We start from the raw sequence: 17,725 nt of genomic DNA on the forward strand, positions 1-17,725 counted from the left end.
TCAGTCGTCCTCGTCGAAGTCGAACGCACCTTGCGTTTGAGTGGATTTCTTGGCTGCGAGGGCAACTTCGAGGATCTCGGGCCAGCTCGTCACGAGCGCGTTGAAGGAGAGGGCGTCCTTCGTCCAACCGTTATTCTCGGCGACCCTGAAGAGCAGGTGAGCCAGCTCCTTCACGAGGTCGGCGTCAATCGCACCATCAGGACGGCGCAGAGCTGACTTGAAGAAGTCGCCCGCCGGTGCGATACCGTCCCTCTCAAGCACCTTGATCAGGTGATGAAGTGCTTCCCAGTTGCTCGTATGAAGGTCCTCAATCGGGTCGTAGTCCCAACTCAGATCAGCGGACTTAATCAGCTGCACCTTGCCGCCCCTGCTGGATAGGACTCCATTGCGGTCCATCGCGTCGACCGTGATATTACGAGCGTTCGCGAGGTTGTTAGCGTCACCAAAACTGCCGACGTCGTAACCGTGCTGGCGATACCACGCAATGGCGAATCGGGAGGGCGCATCGAAATCGCCTTCCTGCTCATTGAGCACTTGGTCCAAGATCTCGTTGATACGCGCGAGTGCAGAGCGGACAGTCATCTTCTTGCCGTCGGGCTCCAGCACAGCTCTATACCGGCTGAAAACAGCCATACCCGGCCCGATCGCGGCCTGCGGAAGGTCCACTGGTGCGATCTGTCCCTGCTGCAACTTCCTTAGCGCGTCGGGAAGTTCGGCCTCGAGCGCAGCAATGAAGCCGCGGCGATCGGTGCTCGGGGTCGCTTCAGGCCGTGGACGAAGCGACAGGATAATGGATGAGGCAAGCGCGTTCGTCCCGATGCTGATCATCCGACCCCCACGTTCGCTACGCAGCGGCCACGTTGAGGTGATCTCCCAGCCGCTTCGAATCATCCCTTCAAGTAGCTTCTCCCAACCCGTGGATGCTTCGCCACGATCGTCAGCATCACTCTGCTTGAAGGCGTAGTACACGGCGATCGGAAACTCGTCGGAGGCAGAGGAACGCGCGTGCGCAAAGACGCTTCGAAAGCCCTCCTCGAAGAATTTTTCGGCCCCAGCCTTTCCGCCGTGTCGGAACTGATTTGCGACCAATTCCGCAGTCTTGGGCACCAACATCGTTGAAAGTAGCTCAGAATGGACAGACCGCAGCGACCGCCGAAGCCAAACATAGAAGAAGTCCGACAGGTCGGAGTAGCCGATGTTGTCGTAGTACGGAGGATCGGTTGCTATTACTGCCTGGTCGTAACTCCGTGCAGCTGCATCTTCTTGAGTGACGATTCCTTGAGGTCCGCTGACGGGAAGCGACTCAATCGCCGCCGCAATCCATTCAAAGTGTCCGGAAGCATTGCCTACAGAGTTTGAGAACGGGTTGATCTCAACGAAGTCCCACACCATGGGAAGCGCTTGTCGGGCGAACGTGTCCCGTACGCCTTCGATCTGCGGAATCCAACTACAAAGGGAAGATAGCCAATCAGCGAGCTTTGACCCCAGGAACGCCAGGTAAGTCGCGACAGCGTCACTGTAGGCACGATCTCCCGAATCTGCGATCACACGCTCTCGTGCTTCGCCGACAAGATCGCTAAAGGTCGTTAAAACTGCCAACTGTCGGTTGGTGTAGAGATCTACCCACTTCGTCATTCCGTAGGCCTGCACACGAAAGCTGGGCGCTTGGGACGGGATGGGGGCGTCAGGCAGGTCGATAGGCCGATCAACATCGGCGGCCGCCACGTGCTCTTGGGTCGGCGCGATATACACCCGCCGGCGGTTGCCCTCGGCGACTGTCGCGATGAGTTGCTGTCCGATTCTTCCTGCCTGGCCTTCCGCACGGATGTATTTGAGATCAACACCCGCAGAGCACGAGATACAAGTGGCACCGGTACGACCCACGGTCCCGTCGTTGCTCGCAGTCGGCGCATCAGACCGATCGTGTACAATTGCGTACTTGACCCTAAACCCTGACGAATGCGTCGAGTCATCGATAACGGACGGGCGAATGTAAGCTTCGCGTCCCTTCTTTTTGCCTAACCACCACGTTCGAACAAGCGGCATATCTATGCCGCAGCCCGGATTCGGACAAACCACGGTCCGCGCCCAGATCCATGCGATGACAACTGCGCTCGAACCATCCTCAAGCTCCGCCTTCGGAAAGTGTGAACCGACCCGCCTATATGCTTCTTCGCGCATCCAAGCCCCGTAGGCCCTGACGTCAGCTGCCAAGCCTTGTGTGCCTGACCAGGCGCGGATCTCCGAGTCCGCCAAGCCAGGGAACGCGGGCTTCCGGCCTCTGAACTGGACTGGCAGGTCGATCAGGGACTTGTTGATCAGACCCGCGACTGGGTTCAGATCTGAAGCCCGAGCCTGCAGACCGAGACGTTGAGCTTCGAGCGGGATGGTGCCACCGCCAGCGAATGGATCGATGATGTCCGGGATTGAGCCGCCGGTCGATCTCACGATCTCGTCGTGTGCCTGGGCCAGTAAGCGGCTGTCGTTCGTGCTCTCCCACTTCGAAAGTTGAACGATGATCTCATGCAGTCGCTCGCGCTCGGCCCGCTGCTCACCTTCCGTCGGGAACAGATCGAGACGCGAGCTTGGGTCGTCCACAAGTTGTGCGAAGAGCAGGGCGCGCGCTGCGGCGAGCGGACGGCGCGCCCACCACAGGTGGAGTGTGGCCGGGTGCCCTTTCCGCGGCACGGACTTCTCGTGTGCGGACTCGCTGTTGATTGATTCCAGCGGCAACGCCACTTCGATCAACTTGCGCTTCTGAACCACATCGACCCCTCTGCCCAGCGTTCCAGCACTTCTGAGCGACGCCGAGGCGCCGCAACTTGAAGATCTAAGTTACCGGTGACCCCGACGGATACTGCAGGGACCGGACACGCGACGCCTAGAGGGCCTTCATGTCGATGATCGCGCGAAGTGGCCGAGCTGTACGTATCCGCTCGACGGCGGTCGCGGTGATGCCAAGACTGGAAGCCAGCACCGAACTGCGGCTCGCCAAACCCTGATCTCAAAACGGCGCCTTCCCCTTGGTCCACTGCTTCGCCCAGTCGCCGCGGACACCAGTCGCGTCGAAGTCTCCAAGGTCGGTGGTGGCGAACGGGTTGTCGAGGTAACGGACCTCGTCGTGCTGGGCGCCGCGTGGGTCGACGCGGACGAGCGCGAGTCGGTAGCGCGGGACGGCATTCTTGCCGACCATCACCTCGTTGTGGGTGACGAAGAAGTCAGTGGCTCCATCGATACGGGCTTTGACCTCGATGCGGTGGGTGTCTCCCTTGGCGTCGGTGGAGAGGATGTCGAAACCGGGATTGTTGAACGCCTGCTCGACGGGCTTCCGACCGAGTTCACGTTCACGGGCCATCACCAAGTCGACACCGCGGCGTTCGACCTCTTTAGTCTCCTTCGCGTGGATGGGCGCGGTCGCGGGTAGGTCGGCCTCCAGTATCCCGACGGGGAGCACTAAAGCTGCGGTGACGATGCGTGGTGGCTTGGTCGACATGAGCTGCTGCTGGTCAAGCAGTGCGAGCCTCTTGCGTAAACGGGCGTCGAGTTCGACGGCCTTACGATTCAGGCTCTCCGATGATTCTCTCGGTTTCTCACCAGCGCGTTCCTTCTCCGCCGCGACGGCGGCATCGAGGATGAGGCGGTCGCGTTCACCTTCGAGCCGCTTAATGACCAGATCCCGTGCCTTATTCAGCTCGGCAAGGCGCCTCGGCTGAACGTCGGCGAGGTAGTCGGGAAGTTGGTTGGCGATGATCCAGCTGGTTGCTTTGTCTTCGGCGTCGGCCAGCCACGGAAGGATGCGAGCGGCCTCGGTGACGGCGTTCTTGGGTGCTGCCACGCAGTCCAGGTAGGGGGCGGGGCCAGCTGGGGTCACGGTGCCGAAGCTGTCGACGTAGGCATAGCCGAAGCGGCGTGCGACGGACCCTCCCGTCGCGTCGGCGACCTCTTCGATCACGCCGACGAGCAGGTGTGTCTCCTCCAGCGTCGAGGAAACTAAAACCGTTCCTCGGTTGAGGGAGCCGCCGAACTGGCGCACGGACTCGTCCATGACCGTGTCGTGCAGCGGATGACCTGGTGCGAGAAGGTCGGCGCGGCTGCGTTCGTCCGCGTGCACCTTCCCAAGATTGAACGTCACGCGGTCGTACTTGGTGGCGATCGGCCCTGTGCCTGCGGCGCGGATCTGCTGGGGCACGTTCGCGATCTCGTAGCGGCCCTGTTCACGCTTCACAATGCGGCCGCCTAAGCGGGTGAACGCTGCCTTGAACGCCATCTCGATGTAGTGCGGTTGGAGCCTGCGGGCGCGGGCCTCGTCCATTGCCGCGCGCAGTGCATGCAGGTCGGCCTCGGCCAGGTTCTCCGACGCTAATGCCCGTTCGTCGAGGAGATCTTTGAGTCCATCCCCGACCGAGGCGTCGATGACCTCGTGCATCTTGGCCTTGACGTCGGGGCGCTCACCATACTGGATGGCGTCGAGCAGGAGGTTGCGCAGCGGGGTCTCGGTGAACGCCTCGCCGAGGACGTCGAAGACTTTGCCACCGTATGTCTGACGCATCTGGTCGAGCTTCTCCAGCAGGCGGGTGAAGACTTCACCCTCGCGGGTGTTGGAGGCTACGAGGTTCCAGAGTCGGCAGACCTCTTCCTGGCCGATGCGGTGGATGCGGCCGAAGCGTTGCTCGATGCGGTTGGGGTTCCACGGCAGGTCGTAGTTGACCATCAGGTGCGCGGCCTGAAGGTTAAGCCCCTCTCCAGCGGCGTCGGTTGCGATGAGGATTTGGACGTCGCGGTTCTTGGTGAACTCCTCGGTGATCACGCGCCGCTCACCTCGGCGGACGCCACCGTGGATCGCCTTGACCGAGTCGGGCTTGCCGAGCAAAGAGCCGATCTTGGACTGAAGGTAGTCAAGGGTGTCGCGGTGCTCGGTGAAGATGATGAACTTCCGTGGCCAACCGTTCGAATCGGTGACCAGCGCATTGTCCTGAAGGATCGTGGAGAGTTCGGTCCACTTGCGATCGGTGCCAGCCTCGCGGACCTTCTTGGCGGTCGCAATCAGATCGGCGAGTTCGACAAGTTCTGCGTTGAGCTCCTCGACGGTCTGGGCGGCGGTGGCCGCGTCCATCACGTCTTCCTCAAGCTGCTCCAGTTCTTCGGCGTTGTATTCATCTTCGTCGAAGTCGCCCGAGCCGATGACGTCGTCGGGTTCCTTGTAGGTGCCGTTGAGGATCTCGGTCTTCTTGCGCTCCAGCCGTTCGGTGCGGCGGACGAGGCTCTTGTAGATCGCCTCAGGGCTGGAGGCGAGTCTGCGCTGAAGTACAGTCAGGGCGAATCCGACAGTGTTCTTACGCTTGCCGCCGAGCCTGTCGGCACGGTTCATGCCCTCGCGGACGTAGCGAGTGACGTCCTCGTAGAGGTCCTTCTCCCGCTCGGTCAACTCGTAGGGCACAGTTTCGGCGATGCGTTCAGGGAAGAGCTTCTTACCTTCGAACGTCAGCAGGTCTTCCTTGACCATGCGCCGCATGATTCCGGTGACGTCGACAGACTTCTTCTGCTTGCCCTCGAACCGGTCGCGGTCGAGCAGGGTGAGGAAGAGTTGGAAGTCTTCTTCCTTGCCCGAGTGTGGGGTCGCGGTCATTAGCAGTAGGTGGCGGGTAATTTGGCCGAGCAGCTCCCCCAGCAGGAAGCGTTTGGTCTTCTCCAGCTTCCCGCCGAAGTAGTGCGCTCCCATTCTGTGTGCCTCGTCGACGATGATCAGATCCCACTCCGTCTCCTTCAGTTGGGCCTGGAGTGCCTCGTTGCGGGAGAGCTGATCCATGCGTGCGATCACGAGTGGGTTCGTTTCGAAGACGTTGAGGTTGATGTTGGCATCGATGAGCTGGTTGGTCAGCAGGTCGAACCGCAGCCCAAACTTGAAGAACAGTTCGTCCTGCCACTGCTCGACCAGTCCACCGGGAGCGATGATCAGGCACTGCTTGACGTCGTCGCGGAGCAGCAACTCCTTGACGTAGAGGCCGGCCATGATCGTCTTGCCGGCCCCTGGGTCGTCGGCAAGGAGGAACCGCAGCGGAGTCCGCGGCAAGAGCTCCCCGTATACCGCACGAATCTGGTGCGGCAACGGCTGCACGTCACTCGTAGCGACAGCCAACATCGGATCGAACAGCCCAGCTAGCGAGATGCGCTGGGCCTCGGCGACGAGCTTGAAGTCACTGGCGGTTGCGTCGAACGCGCGGCTCCCGCTGGCGGCGACGCTGAGGTTGTCTTGGTCGTTGCGGAACACAACCTGTTGGCCGAGGCCACCTGAGGCGTTCTGGTAGGTGAGTGCAAGTGCGTCCGTGCCATGCCACTGGGCAGCGATGACGGTGATCACCTCTGCGGGAATGAGACCCTCGATTCGCAGACCGGGCTTCAACTCTTCAAGCTGCACGTTTGGACCTCCTGTTGACAGCCCTTGAACGCTACCCGCTCCCACTGACACTTCTTCGTGGAAATTTCATTGGCCCGCCCAGCCCTTCAACGCGGTAGCGCCCCAAATCGCGGCCGAGTCGACGGAGGCTACGTTGACCTCCGTCACGCTGCAGACTGCAACGCCCGGGTGAACAGCCTTAGGGTGAGCGTGCTTCGTGAACATTCTGAACGCCGTCTCCGTGCCGCGGGTGATCAAATTGCGAGTGCAACGGGCAAGCGCCGTTGCCCTTCTAGCTCCATCCCTGCAGGTGGGGCCTTCGGCGTCGTACCGCTGTTGTACCCTTCAGCCGTGCGAAGCGAGCCTGATCAGCATCAGTGGGCGTCGCACGACCGCAGCGAAAAACAGGACCGAGGAGATGCTAGTCAACATGGGGTTCTGGCACACCGGCTACATAGATTTCCATACTTCGACAGAGGATCACCACGGCCCGTTCGCGGAAAAGCCTGCTACGTTCACGTGCCAAACGTGCGATGCTCATTTCGCCACGCGCCGTGATCTCGATGTCCATCTCTTCGAGGGCCACGCAACGTCGCGACCGTTGCTTATCCTACGCGGCCGCGAATGCGGTCGAAGCCGGCTCACTATAACCACGGAAACGTCACCCAGCGACTGGGCGATACGGTCATCGGACCGAGTAACCGTGAACAATGCGAGGGTCGCGATCGACGAGGCGATCCGGCTACTGTCGGCGCAGCGGCGTGGTGTCGTCGACATCGGTTTACATAACTCCGGGGTGGAACAGAAGTTTGAGTTTGAGTTCGCACTCGCCGACAACGACGATCTCGAAGGGGTCGACTCTGCTCTGCAGCACTTCATCGAGGGCGGCGAACTCAGTCGCCGGTCCATTGACGATTTCATTATGCGGTCACATCATTTCGCGACAGCTTCAACGTACCGAAGCGGTATCGCCAGCTACCTTTACGGAGTTCTCACCCGCGAACGGGAGTCAGAAGCGGGCGTAAACAGCGCAGGCTCGGGTGCGTATGAAGCAAAGTACGACCAAGCCGTAGCTAGGCTAGGCGCCTTCGACCGTCCACCCGCCGAAGCTATTTGTGGGATTGTCGCATTTCACTACAACCAGTTCCGCCGCGCTATGACCAAGACACGAAGCAGACGAGTTGCGGAAGTCGCCCTGCGTTTCGAGTCGATGTTGAACGGCACGTCGTGGAATACATCAGATCTCACGGTATCGCCGAACGCGAGCCTCGACCACATGCTCAGCGATTCCGTGATCGAGCAGATAGTCACTTGGAGCGCAATCCCACTCGACGGCTCCGCGACCGAAGCCACCGAACTCATCAGCAGCATTCATTCTCAACGGTCCTCCGACGCCTTCAAGCTTCACCTTATCGCCGCTGAACACCTTCGAGCGGCCGGTGACACCGCCGCAGCAAGGCACGAAGCGGATCAGATTCGTCACGCAAGAGCCGCCGAAGGTTGGTACAGGAACTTCCGACTTCGCACCCAAGGAGAACATTCACTGTGACGACAGGATCTGAGATTCCAGCGGACACTCCGCGCCCCGAGTCGACTGTGAACAGCAGTTCACCGACACAGACTTCGCGGAAAAAGGTGCGCTCGAACGCTAACAAGCGCCCGTTGACGATTGCAGCCCTCCTTGACTATGCCTACCAGCAAGGCGAAAAGAAACTGGACCTAACACAGACATCGATGCACGCCATCAAATTGGAGCCGGACGCTGAGGCTGCAGAGATTGACCAGGTCACCCAGCTCGCTTCCAACGATCCACTAGTCGACGTTCCACCAAAGCTGTTGTCCAGCCTAGCCGCGCTCGGTGCACAACCTGTCGTACGTAAGCGGCTCATCCAATTGGTGACTGTGGCCCTCGCGCACCACCCGCTCTTCGAGGGACGTCAAGACGTCCTAATTGGCACCTATGCGGCAAATACCCCTTTGGCTGCTGAACTAGCGGCGAGAGTAAACGAACTCGAACCTCAGATCGTCGGCGTGGCTGGCGAGGAGGAATTCACGGCCGCGAAGAAGGAGCGTCTCAAGGTAAATGTGATCTCGGCTTATGCATTGCTTTGCGTTCTCCGAGGAGAGTGGACATCCGCGCAGTTCATCGAAGCGATGTCCTCGGCTGTGTGGGTGCGCCCCACTCAACCCAGTGTCCAGAAGACTGCCGCACTCCTCGCATCATCAAAGGCAATCGACGAACTCAGCCAACTTACAGCCCACCACTCATCAGTCCTCCGCCGAGCGCACCACGAACTGGATTTCAGCACTGCAGAAGCATCTGAACTCCGGAGACAATCCGCAGAAGCCAAAACAAAGGCCGATTCATTGGCCTTAGAGCTCGAGCACCAGAGTGCCAAGTTGGCTGAGTCCACGTCACAAGTTGCCCAGCTCAAGCAGCAACTCGCAGACGAGCGAAGTGGTCGAAGCGTCGACCACAGTCATGCTGTCGACGACTTCGAGCACCTACGCAGCCGAGTACTGCGTCGACTGTCATCTCAAGTCGGCATGCTCACCGACGGACTCCACGCCGTGCGAAACGGCCGCACTTCAGTAGCGGAGGAGTTTGTAGAACGTGCGCTGGACGCCATCAAAGGCGAAGTCGACGCATTGAAAGATCTTGACGAAGGAGCGCTGTGATAGTCGGATTCGATTTTGGCACGACCAATAGCTTGATTTCTGTCGTCTCGGGCGACAGAGTGATCGACTCCCTTGATGAATCTGGACTCCCGTACCCATCCGTAGTCCGTTATGAAGGCGAGGACGTGGTTGTAGGCCGCGGAGCACGGGAGGCGCTTGAGGAGGTCGGCTTGGGCGTTCACGGCAATACGGTGCGCTCCCCAAAGTTCCTGCTGGGGCAGGAAGCCGTGACCGTGGGTGGCGTGGAGCGCAGCCCAATCGATATCGTTGCAGATGTCATTCGTCATGTGCGCTCTGAATCTTTGACGCGTAGTCGCAGGAAAGCGTTGGGTGCAGCGAACCGCGCAGTGGTCACTATCCCCGTGAACATGAACGGGCCACGTCGCGCAGCACTTCGCGAGGCTTTTGCTCAGGCTGACATCTCAATCGCACAGTTTGTCCATGAACCATTTGCCGCACTGTACGGATACATCCGCGGATCGGACGACCCGCAAAGTCTCGTCCGAAAACTCAGAGGCCGCAACGTGCTTGTCGTCGACTGGGGTGGCGGCACTCTCGACTTGACGCTGTGCAGGGTTGAGCCTGGAAGAATAGTTCAGTTACGCAACGGCGCAACAGAGGACGTCGGGGGAGATCAGTTCGACCAGGTGATTCGCGATGAAGTAGTGGGCCGCTTCGCTATTCGCCACGGCATCGAAGACACCGACGTGCCCACCCCAGAAGCTCGCTTACGACTGCTTCAGAGCGCCGAACGGAACAAGATCGATCTTTCCGAGAGGCCAGTCGTCACGTTCTACACTCCTGGCTACTTTCCACAATCTGACACGGCACTTGAGTACTCACTGAGCCGGACAGAGCTCGATGAGATTACAAGGCGTCTAGTCGTGTCCGGGATAGGAAAGATCGATTCACTGCTTGAGAGCGTCGGCGTGGCACCCGGCCAGATCTCGCTATGCCTCGTGGCGGGCGGGATGGCCGCAATGCCAAGCATTCGCAGCAGTCTTCACGAGATGTTTGGACCTGAACGAGTTGTAATCCCAAAGAACAGCGCGACCATAGTGTCGCAGGGAGCCGCATGGATCGCCCACGATTCGCAGACTCTGGTGCTAGCCAAGCAGATCGAGCTCGAGATGGCACGCGGGTCCAGGCTCCCACTGTTACGCGCTGGCACACCGATGCCCAGCGACGGGGACGTCCGGCACGAGCGATTTGATCTTTACTGCACTGATCCAACCGACGGGACCGCCAAATTCTCGATAGTCACTCCCACAGCGATCGCTGATCAACCGCAAGCCAGCGATCCCCGAACATTCCTGGGCACAACAACTGTGAAGGTGGACACGACAGCACCACCACTTGTCGAACGACTCAACCTCAACGTCGAAATCGACGATGACCTGATCCTGCATGTCAATGCATTCTCGACGCAACGCGCAGATCGCTCGAAGGCATCATATTTCGACCTTGAGTTTGGGATCGCCCTTCCGAACGACGACAACACAGACCCGGCAAGCAAAACGGATCAGCCTGCAGACCCGCCCAAAGGAGGACTTGTCGTCCGAGCGAATGTCGCTGCCGAGAAGGACGACGACCTGATCCCGGGAGACGTTCTTTACAAGAGCAAGCCTCATGCATTTGCCCGCATGCCGGGACGCTACCAAGCGACCGAGGACCAGAGGCTCGAGCACCTCTATTACAAACCGTGCGCAGTCTGTAAGAGGCACTGGGGCGACCCCGCGTGCAGGTGCGCTACCGCGAGCTGAGGATGGGAGCGCAGCAGGTTGTCGCGAGAGTCACCCATGCCGATGAGGAATTAGAGGCAGCGATACGAAGGCCAGTTCGGCTGACACCCAACGGATATGCCGGCGTTGTTTACGGCGGCGCCGTCTACCTTCTCCGGGAGGGAAACAGAGTCGATATCGCAGAATCGTCGTGGGAGATAGAGGATTGCAATCGCTTCCTTATGCCCAACTCTGCGATTCCATACGCTCCGACTTCAGTCGGGTCACCATCCGTACCTGATTTTCCGGGCATTCGGGGTGACTGGTCCGTCGAATCGACCGACTTTGGCCACTACCTTCTATTCAACTCGTCCGAAGCCGAAGCGAGCAAGATCGTTGTAGGGCTCGAATCGAAGGGCATCACGGTCCAAAGGTGGGACGTCAGCCACCGACCCGCATTAGACGGCCAGTTCTACGACTGGTTCGCGCGTCTGCGATTCGTCGGATCCCACGACAGGGCGCTTGAGCTCGTAGCAGACGCCCTCACTCCACCTGAACCTTTTATCGCAACCGAGTCTCCGACCACAGTCACCGCCAACCCGACGCATCCCGCTGAGTCTCTCGATACACGGATCGAAGACCTCGTGAACGCGAACGCCGCACTCAGCCAGCGACTCGAGTCTTCTATCAACGAGATTCAGAGTCTTCACCGCCGGCTTACCTCCACCGAGGACCGTGAATCGTCCCTGCTCGCAGCATTCGAGCGGATGCGCGAGCATCAGAAGTCCATCCAGGCCGAAGTCACCGAACTGAGCCAATCTCCGGCGCTCGGGCTGGATGCACGTGAGTTACTCACCAAGCGATCTGACGCCGAAGAACTCCTCGAAATTGCTCTGGCGGAAAACACTGAACTGAACCAGGAAGTTTCCTCGCTTCGCGGACAACTTCTCACCACAGCAGACCAGAGTCGTGTCCTGACCGAGACTGTCCAAGAACTTCAACAACGACTCGCCGAGGTGACGACACTCGAACGCGAGCGCCGCAAGGTAAGTGCAGCGAGGAACACTCGACGTCGCGGAGTAGCCGGATTTCTTGACTCTACGTTTGCCCGAATCGATTTCGTACTCGATAGCCAGGAGGTGTTAGCCGCCCTGGACTCACCGGCGGCCATAATGCGTTGCCTTGTCCAGGTCGATATGGGCGTAAACATCGGCAGCGGACTGGCTGGTCTGCCCGGATGGCGCGAGGTGACCAGGCTCGCCACCGGACTTTCTGGGAGTGAGGATATGGGGCGCGTGTACTACAAACCGGACGGAGGCCGCGTTCTCGTGAGCGTGCACATCAAACGCGATGAGAAGGAACAGCGTCGTCACATAGAACTGCTGCGGAGCCTCGGCTGAACAGCCGCCTCAACCGGCGGGGCCGATGAGACAAAGCGTTCGTTAGGCTCAAATCTCACGCTACCGGTCAGTCGTCTCAAGTTTCCCCTGCCAGGGCACTTCCCTACCCCCGCGCCATGTCCACGAACCGGGACAGGTGCAACTGGTGGGCCACGGTGATCGTGGCGGTCGGGCCGTTACGGTGCTTGCCAACGATGATGTCGGCCTCGCCTGCTCGCGGGTCGTCACGCTCGATGGAGTCGGGGCGGTGCAGCAGGATGACCATGTCGGCATCCTGCTCCAGCGAGCCGGACTCACGAAGATCCGACACCTGGGGCTTCTTGTCGGTACGTTGTTCCGGACCACGGTTCAGCTGACTGATCGCGATCACCGGGACCTCGAGTTCCTTGGCCAGCAGCTTGAGCTGACGGGAGAACTCCGAGACCTCCTGCTGGCGGGACTCTACCTTCTTGCCCGACGTCATCAGCTGCATGTAGTCCACCGCAACGACTTTCAGGTCGTGCCGCTGCTTGAGACGGCGCGCCTTGGCGCGGATCTCCATCATCGTGAGGTTGGGTGAGTCGTCGATGAAGAACGGCGCCTCGGAGATCTCCCCCATTCGACGTGCGAGCCGTGTCCAGTCGTCGTCGCTCATGGTGCCGGCACGCATGTCGGCGAGCTTGATCTTCGCCTCCGCCGACAGCAGGCGCATGACGATCTCAGTCTTGCTCATCTCCAGCGAGAACATGGCGGCGGTCAGACCGTGTCCGATGGCCGCGGAGCGCAGGAAGTCCATCGCCAGGGTCGAATTGTGCGTCGGGACCATCGCTTCACCCGCGAGATACAGGTGGTCGGCGTTGTCGACCTGCACGCAGCGCACCGGGACCGGATCGACGGGACGAACGGCGACGACGCGTCGGACACCGGCCCGACGACGCAGCTCCTTGTGCCGAATCGCCTTGTGGTGCACGGTGAACACATCTTCGTCGGCGTCGACGCGCAACCACCCCGTGGCCGACCGCTTGTAGTTGAAACCGAGGCCGGCCACGAGGTCGGCGACGACCGCCGTCATGTGCCGCGTCGCGGCGGGCACGGTGATCCAGCCGTCGTCGTCCACCGACGCGCGGGCATCCAGCAACCCCGCGAGCAGGGCACGACGCTGCGCGATCGAACCACGGAGATACTCGTACGGAATCCGGCCACCGAGGTCCGCCATCAGCGTCATGACGTCGACCGGGCCCTCCGCGTCGATGCGCATGCTGATCTCGGGATCGTCGAAGGCCATCCCGGCCAGCGCCGCCACCGTGTACGGGCCGTACGCGAACCGCTTGCGCGGCAACTCGAGCGGCGCGGTGTTGCGCACGACCGCGCAGCCGACGTGCGCCCGCAGGCCGGCGGTCGTGATGACCCGCCGCTCGCCGTCGATCTCGGCCGCCCACTGGTGTTGCTCGTCGGCGACGATCGTCGCGCCGTCGTTGAATTCGATTTCGTAGCAGGGCCGTTCGGTCATCACCTCGGTGGCGGCGACGACCCGGGTGGGCCGGCCGTGGGCGTCGAGCAGGAGATCGCCGACCCCGACCTTGCCCATCGTGGTCCAGCCCGTGGGCGTCGGCAGCGGGGTGTCGAGCGCGAGCGCCTTGCCGACACCAGGACGTGCGGCGACGATGATCATCTGACCGGGGTGGAGCCCGTTGGTGAGCTTGTCGAAATCGGCGAAGCCGGTCGGGACACCGAGCGAGATGCCGCCTCGCGACGCGATGGAGTCGATCTCGTCCATCGTCGGCTGCAAGAGATCCTCGAGCGGGACATAGTCCTCGGCGGTGCGCTTCTCGGTGACCTCGTACACCTCGGCCTGGGCGCGGTCGACCACCTCGGCGACATCCTGCCCGTCGGCGCCCGCGTAGCCGTACTGGACGATGCGTGTGCCGGCCTCCACGAGTCGACGCAGCAATGCCTTCTCGGCGACGATCTCGGCGTAGTAGCCGGCGTTCGCCGCGGTGGGCACAGTGGAGATCAGCGTGTGCAGGTACGGCGCACCACCGATGCGCTTGAGCTCGCCCGCCCGCTCGAGTTCCGCGGCGACCGTCACCGCGTCGGCGGGCTCGCCTTTCGAGTACAGGGTGAGGATCGCCTCGAAGACCGCCTGATGGGCCGGACGGTAGAAGTCGCCGGTGCGGATCTTCTCGACGACGTCGGCGACCGCGTCCTTGGACAGCAACATGCCACCGAGCACCGACTGCTCGGCGGCGAGGTCCTGCGGAGGCTGCCTACCGAAGTCCTCGGCGGGGATCTCGTCTTCCCGGCCTCGCCCTCCGGCGGCGGGGCCGCGCCCGCGGTCATCCACAACAGCCACGCGTGTCAAACCTCTCGCAACGTTCGATCCCACCCGACATCGAATGAGTACGACCCTGAGTCTGGTGTCGGCCCCGGTAGACCACGTCGCGAGTCCCCGGTGTCGACGTCGTGTTCTGGTCAGTCTCTTCCTATCGGGTGGCACCGACAGCGAAGTGTCGTGTGCGCCGAGACGGACGGAGACGCTGAGGCGTGACACTAGGACGTCTGCGACCGCTACTCAAACCGACCTGTTGACGGATCTGGGGAACACTTGTGGACGGTGTGTGAGTTGCGCGGGGACGAGTTGTGCAGCCTTTGTGGACAACCTGAGGAATCAGGGTGTGAACAACACAGTTTTCGCAGGTCAGCGCCCTGACTGATTTCCACAATCAAGTAATTGGAAATCCTTTGTACTTCTTCGGCGCGTCGTCTTGCGGGCGTGTTGCGGACACCTGTTCAACTCCCCGTGGCGAATATTCGGGTGAACATCCGGTGTGGTCTGCGTTACACCTGGCCAGACGGGCCGGGCGACGCCGGTTCGCACGATTCTGCGGCGATCGCCGAACGACTCCCCTTCGGGTGTGATGCAATGTCGATCGTGTCGAGGTTGGGGTTGAGGTCCGTCGTCGTCCGTCGTGCGGTCACCGTGCTGGCGGCCGTGACCGCTGCCGCCGGGCTGGCGGTGGCCCCGCCGACGTCCGCCGCGCCAGGCCCCTCGATGCCCCTCGAGTTCGATCTGTCGCGCTATCAGCCGGTCGCCCCGACGACGTTCCGATCGCTGGCCTATGTCGACAACGGACGGTCCTTCTTCACCACCGGCAGGTGGGTGTGCGAGATCGGTCCCGGCTACCGCTACGTCGGCTGCGCGGGCCGTCCCGCGACCGCCCCGCCGAACGCGACCGGTGCGGTGATCTCCGACGATCAGCAGGGCCCGTGGTGGGCGCGTGCCGATCAGACCTACCGGTTCGGCCCGGAGAGCGGCTTCCGGCCACCGGTCCTCGGTGTCGGCAAACGGGTCACCATCGAAGGCGTCACGTGCACCGTGCCCCGTCGCGACACCGTCGCCTGCCGCACCGGCGACCGCGCTCTCATCTTCACGCCCGCCTGGCACAAGTTCTTCTTCCCGTCCTGGGATACCCTCCGACCGGGCAACAATGCGGTCGACCACAGCGCCAACCCGGCACCGCAGTACCTTCCGCCGCGACTGCAGTACTGGAACCAGCTGCCGGCCAGTCCGCCTGCGCCGAAATAGGGGCCCAGCGGAGGCGCTCAACAGACACGACAAGGCCGGGTGGAGGATCTCCACCCGGCCTTGTGTATGTAGAACGCTGAGGTCAGCTCGCGGCGACGACGGCGAGCTGGACGGTCGCCGAGACCTGCGGGTGCAGGTTGACGACGACCGGGTAGCTACCGGTGGCCTTGATGTGCCCCTTGGGCAGCTCGACGCTGCGCTTGTCGAGGGTCGGACCGCCCGCGGTCTTGATGGCACCGGCGACGTCTGCCGCGGTAACCGAACCGAAGAGCTTGCCCGAGTCGTGGGTCTTGACGTCCAGCGAGACGTCGGCGAGACCCTCGAGGGCCTGCTTCAGCTCGTTGGCGTGCTCGAGACCGCGGACCTCGCGGGCCTCCTGTGCCCGACGGATGCCTTCGACCTGCTTCTCGGCGCCGCGGGTGGCCTTGATGGCCAGGCCGCGGGGCAGCAGGTAGTTGCGGCCGTAGCCGTCCTTGACCACGACGATGTCGCCGGCTTCGCCGAGGTTCTCCACGGCGGCGGTGAGGATGAGCTTCATGTCAACTGATCCTTTCCGCTTATCGGCTGGTCGAGGTGAAGGGCAGCAGGGCCACCTCACGCGAGTTCTTCACTGCCACAGCGACGTCGCGCTGATGCTGCACGCAGTTACCGGTCACGCGACGCGACCGGATCTTGCCCCGGTCGGACAGGAAACGACGCAGCAGCGCGGTGTCCTTGTAGTCGATGACGGCCTTCTTGTCCTTGCAGAAGCTGCACGCCTTGGTCTTGGTGACCTTCTCGACGCGAGGCTTCCGGCTCGGCTTTGCCTTTGCCATGTGTGTGTTGCTCCAGTCAATGCTGTCGGGAACGGTCGCTGCCGTTCCCGGGCTGTTCGGGGCGGATCATCGTGCCCCGACCGATATCAGAAAGGTGGTTCGTCGTCCCCGCCGCCGAACGATCCCCCGCTGTTGCTGGCAGGCGCGCTGCCCCAGGGATCGTCGGCAACCTGCTGGTTCGAACCGCCGCCGCGGCCACCGCCGCCGCCCGATCCGAATCCACCGCCGCCACCGCCACCGCCGCGCGAGGCCCGATTGACCTTGGCGGTGGCGTAGCGCAGCGAGGGGCCGATCTCGTCGACCTCGAGTTCCACGACCGTGCGTCGTTCACCCTCTTTGGTTTCGTAGGACCGCTGCTTGAGCCGTCCCTGCACGATCACCCGGGAGCCCTTGGTCAGGCTTTCGGTCACGTTCTCCGCGGCGTCGCGCCAGATGTTGCAGCGGAGGAACAGCGCTTCGCCGTCCTTCCACTCGTTGGTCTGGCGGTCGAAGGTGCGCGGGGTGGAAGCCACCGTGAAGTTGGCAACCGCTGCGCCGGACGGCGTGAACCGCAGTTCCGGGTCGGCGGTCAGATTGCCGATGACGGTGATGACCGTGTCGCCTGCCATGTGTGTTTCCCCTCGGGTCGTTGGTGGGCACTCGATGATCGACATGCACCGGATTCTGGGCTCAACCCTAGAACCCGGTACCGACGTCTTCAGACGATCAAGAAACCCTGTGGATTACTTCCGCAGGACCTTGGTGCGCAGAACCGACTCGTTCAGCTTCAGCTGACGATCGAGCTCGGAGACCGTGGCGGGCTCGGCATTGAGATCGATGACGGCGTAGATGCCCTCGTTGTGCTTGAGGATCTCGTAGGCGAGTCGGCGCTTGCCCCAGATGTCGACGCCGTCCACCGAACCGCCGTCCTTACGGACAACGTTGAGGAAAGTATCGAGTGAGGGTGCGACGGTGCGCTCGTCCAGATTCGGATCGAGGATGACCATCAATTCGTAGTGACGCATAAGACCACATCACCTCCTATGGGCTAGGTCGGCCACGGACTGTCCGTGGCAGGAGGGTCGCCTGCGTCGGCAACCGGTCCAAGATACATGACCTGCCCGTTCGCAGAGAAATCCGTGGTCGCGGGCCGCCTCGGCGACACATCATGG

The 17,725-nt window shown here is 61.7% G+C and carries 12 protein-coding genes; 5 read left to right on the plus strand and 7 right to left on the minus strand.

The window, feature by feature from the left end:
- Nucleotides 1-2,766, minus strand: a complete 2,766-nt coding sequence (locus MVF96_RS23005; RefSeq protein ID WP_247450630.1) for a DUF1156 domain-containing protein — start codon at nucleotides 2,764-2,766, stop codon at nucleotides 1-3.
- Nucleotides 2,767-3,004: 238 nt separating this feature from the next.
- Nucleotides 3,005-6,415 carry a helicase-related protein gene (locus MVF96_RS23010; RefSeq protein ID WP_247450632.1) on the minus strand — a complete coding sequence of 1,137 codons (3,411 nt, stop codon included), beginning with the start codon at nucleotides 6,413-6,415 and terminating at the stop codon, nucleotides 3,005-3,007.
- 196 nt (nucleotides 6,416-6,611) lie between these two features.
- On the opposite strand from MVF96_RS23010, the gene MVF96_RS23015 reads away from it, so the two are divergent.
- The 4 genes from MVF96_RS23015 to MVF96_RS23030 all read left to right on the plus strand — a co-directional run bounded on the left by MVF96_RS23015 (nucleotide 6,612) and on the right by MVF96_RS23030 (nucleotide 12,194).
- A complete protein-coding gene (locus tag MVF96_RS23015; protein ID WP_247450633.1) occupies nucleotides 6,612-7,943 on the plus strand; it encodes a hypothetical protein in 1,332 nt (443 codons plus the stop codon).
- 113 nt (nucleotides 7,944-8,056) lie between these two features.
- The gene (locus MVF96_RS23020) at nucleotides 8,057-9,073 is read left to right on the plus strand and encodes an ATP synthase subunit B family protein (RefSeq protein ID WP_247450635.1); all 1,017 of its coding nucleotides are present in this window, start codon (nucleotides 8,057-8,059) and stop codon (nucleotides 9,071-9,073) included.
- Nucleotides 9,070-10,836 carry an Hsp70 family protein gene (locus MVF96_RS23025; RefSeq protein ID WP_272498656.1) on the plus strand — a complete coding sequence of 589 codons (1,767 nt, stop codon included), beginning with the start codon at nucleotides 9,070-9,072 and terminating at the stop codon, nucleotides 10,834-10,836. Before MVF96_RS23020 ends, MVF96_RS23025 begins: the two co-directional genes overlap by 4 nt.
- Before the next feature lie 2 nt (nucleotides 10,837-10,838).
- The gene (locus MVF96_RS23030; protein WP_247450638.1) at nucleotides 10,839-12,194 is read left to right on the plus strand and encodes a hypothetical protein; all 1,356 of its coding nucleotides are present in this window, start codon (nucleotides 10,839-10,841) and stop codon (nucleotides 12,192-12,194) included.
- Between the two features lie 103 nt (nucleotides 12,195-12,297).
- Here the strand turns inward: MVF96_RS23030 and dnaB are convergent, their stop codons facing one another.
- Nucleotides 12,298-14,526 (minus strand): replicative DNA helicase, encoded by a 2,229-nt coding sequence (dnaB, locus tag MVF96_RS23035; protein ID WP_065629486.1) that lies wholly within the window; start codon nucleotides 14,524-14,526, stop codon nucleotides 12,298-12,300.
- 570 nt (nucleotides 14,527-15,096) lie between these two features.
- Between dnaB and MVF96_RS23040 the strand changes: the two genes are divergently transcribed.
- Nucleotides 15,097-15,759 (plus strand): hypothetical protein, encoded by a 663-nt coding sequence (locus MVF96_RS23040; RefSeq protein ID WP_247450640.1) that lies wholly within the window; start codon nucleotides 15,097-15,099, stop codon nucleotides 15,757-15,759.
- A gap of 82 nt (nucleotides 15,760-15,841) precedes the next feature.
- Here the strand turns inward: MVF96_RS23040 and rplI are convergent, their stop codons facing one another.
- From rplI to rpsF, 4 genes are all read right to left on the minus strand, one after another.
- Nucleotides 15,842-16,297, minus strand: a complete 456-nt coding sequence (gene rplI / locus MVF96_RS23045; protein WP_058252880.1) for a 50S ribosomal protein L9 — start codon at nucleotides 16,295-16,297, stop codon at nucleotides 15,842-15,844.
- Between the two features lie 19 nt (nucleotides 16,298-16,316).
- Nucleotides 16,317-16,574: a 30S ribosomal protein S18 gene (gene rpsR, locus MVF96_RS23050; protein WP_004020662.1), complete on the minus strand. Its 258-nt coding sequence runs from the start codon at nucleotides 16,572-16,574 to the stop codon at nucleotides 16,317-16,319.
- Nucleotides 16,575-16,660: 86 nt separating this feature from the next.
- Nucleotides 16,661-17,182: a single-stranded DNA-binding protein gene (locus MVF96_RS23055; protein WP_058252881.1), complete on the minus strand. Its 522-nt coding sequence runs from the start codon at nucleotides 17,180-17,182 to the stop codon at nucleotides 16,661-16,663.
- Nucleotides 17,183-17,296: 114 nt separating this feature from the next.
- A complete protein-coding gene (rpsF, locus tag MVF96_RS23060; protein WP_058252882.1) occupies nucleotides 17,297-17,578 on the minus strand; it encodes a 30S ribosomal protein S6 in 282 nt (93 codons plus the stop codon).
- Nucleotides 17,579-17,725: the final 147 nt, after the last annotated feature.

It is taken from the genome of Gordonia hongkongensis (assembly GCF_023078355.1).
Lineage (GTDB): Bacteria > Actinomycetota > Actinomycetes > Mycobacteriales > Mycobacteriaceae > Gordonia > Gordonia hongkongensis.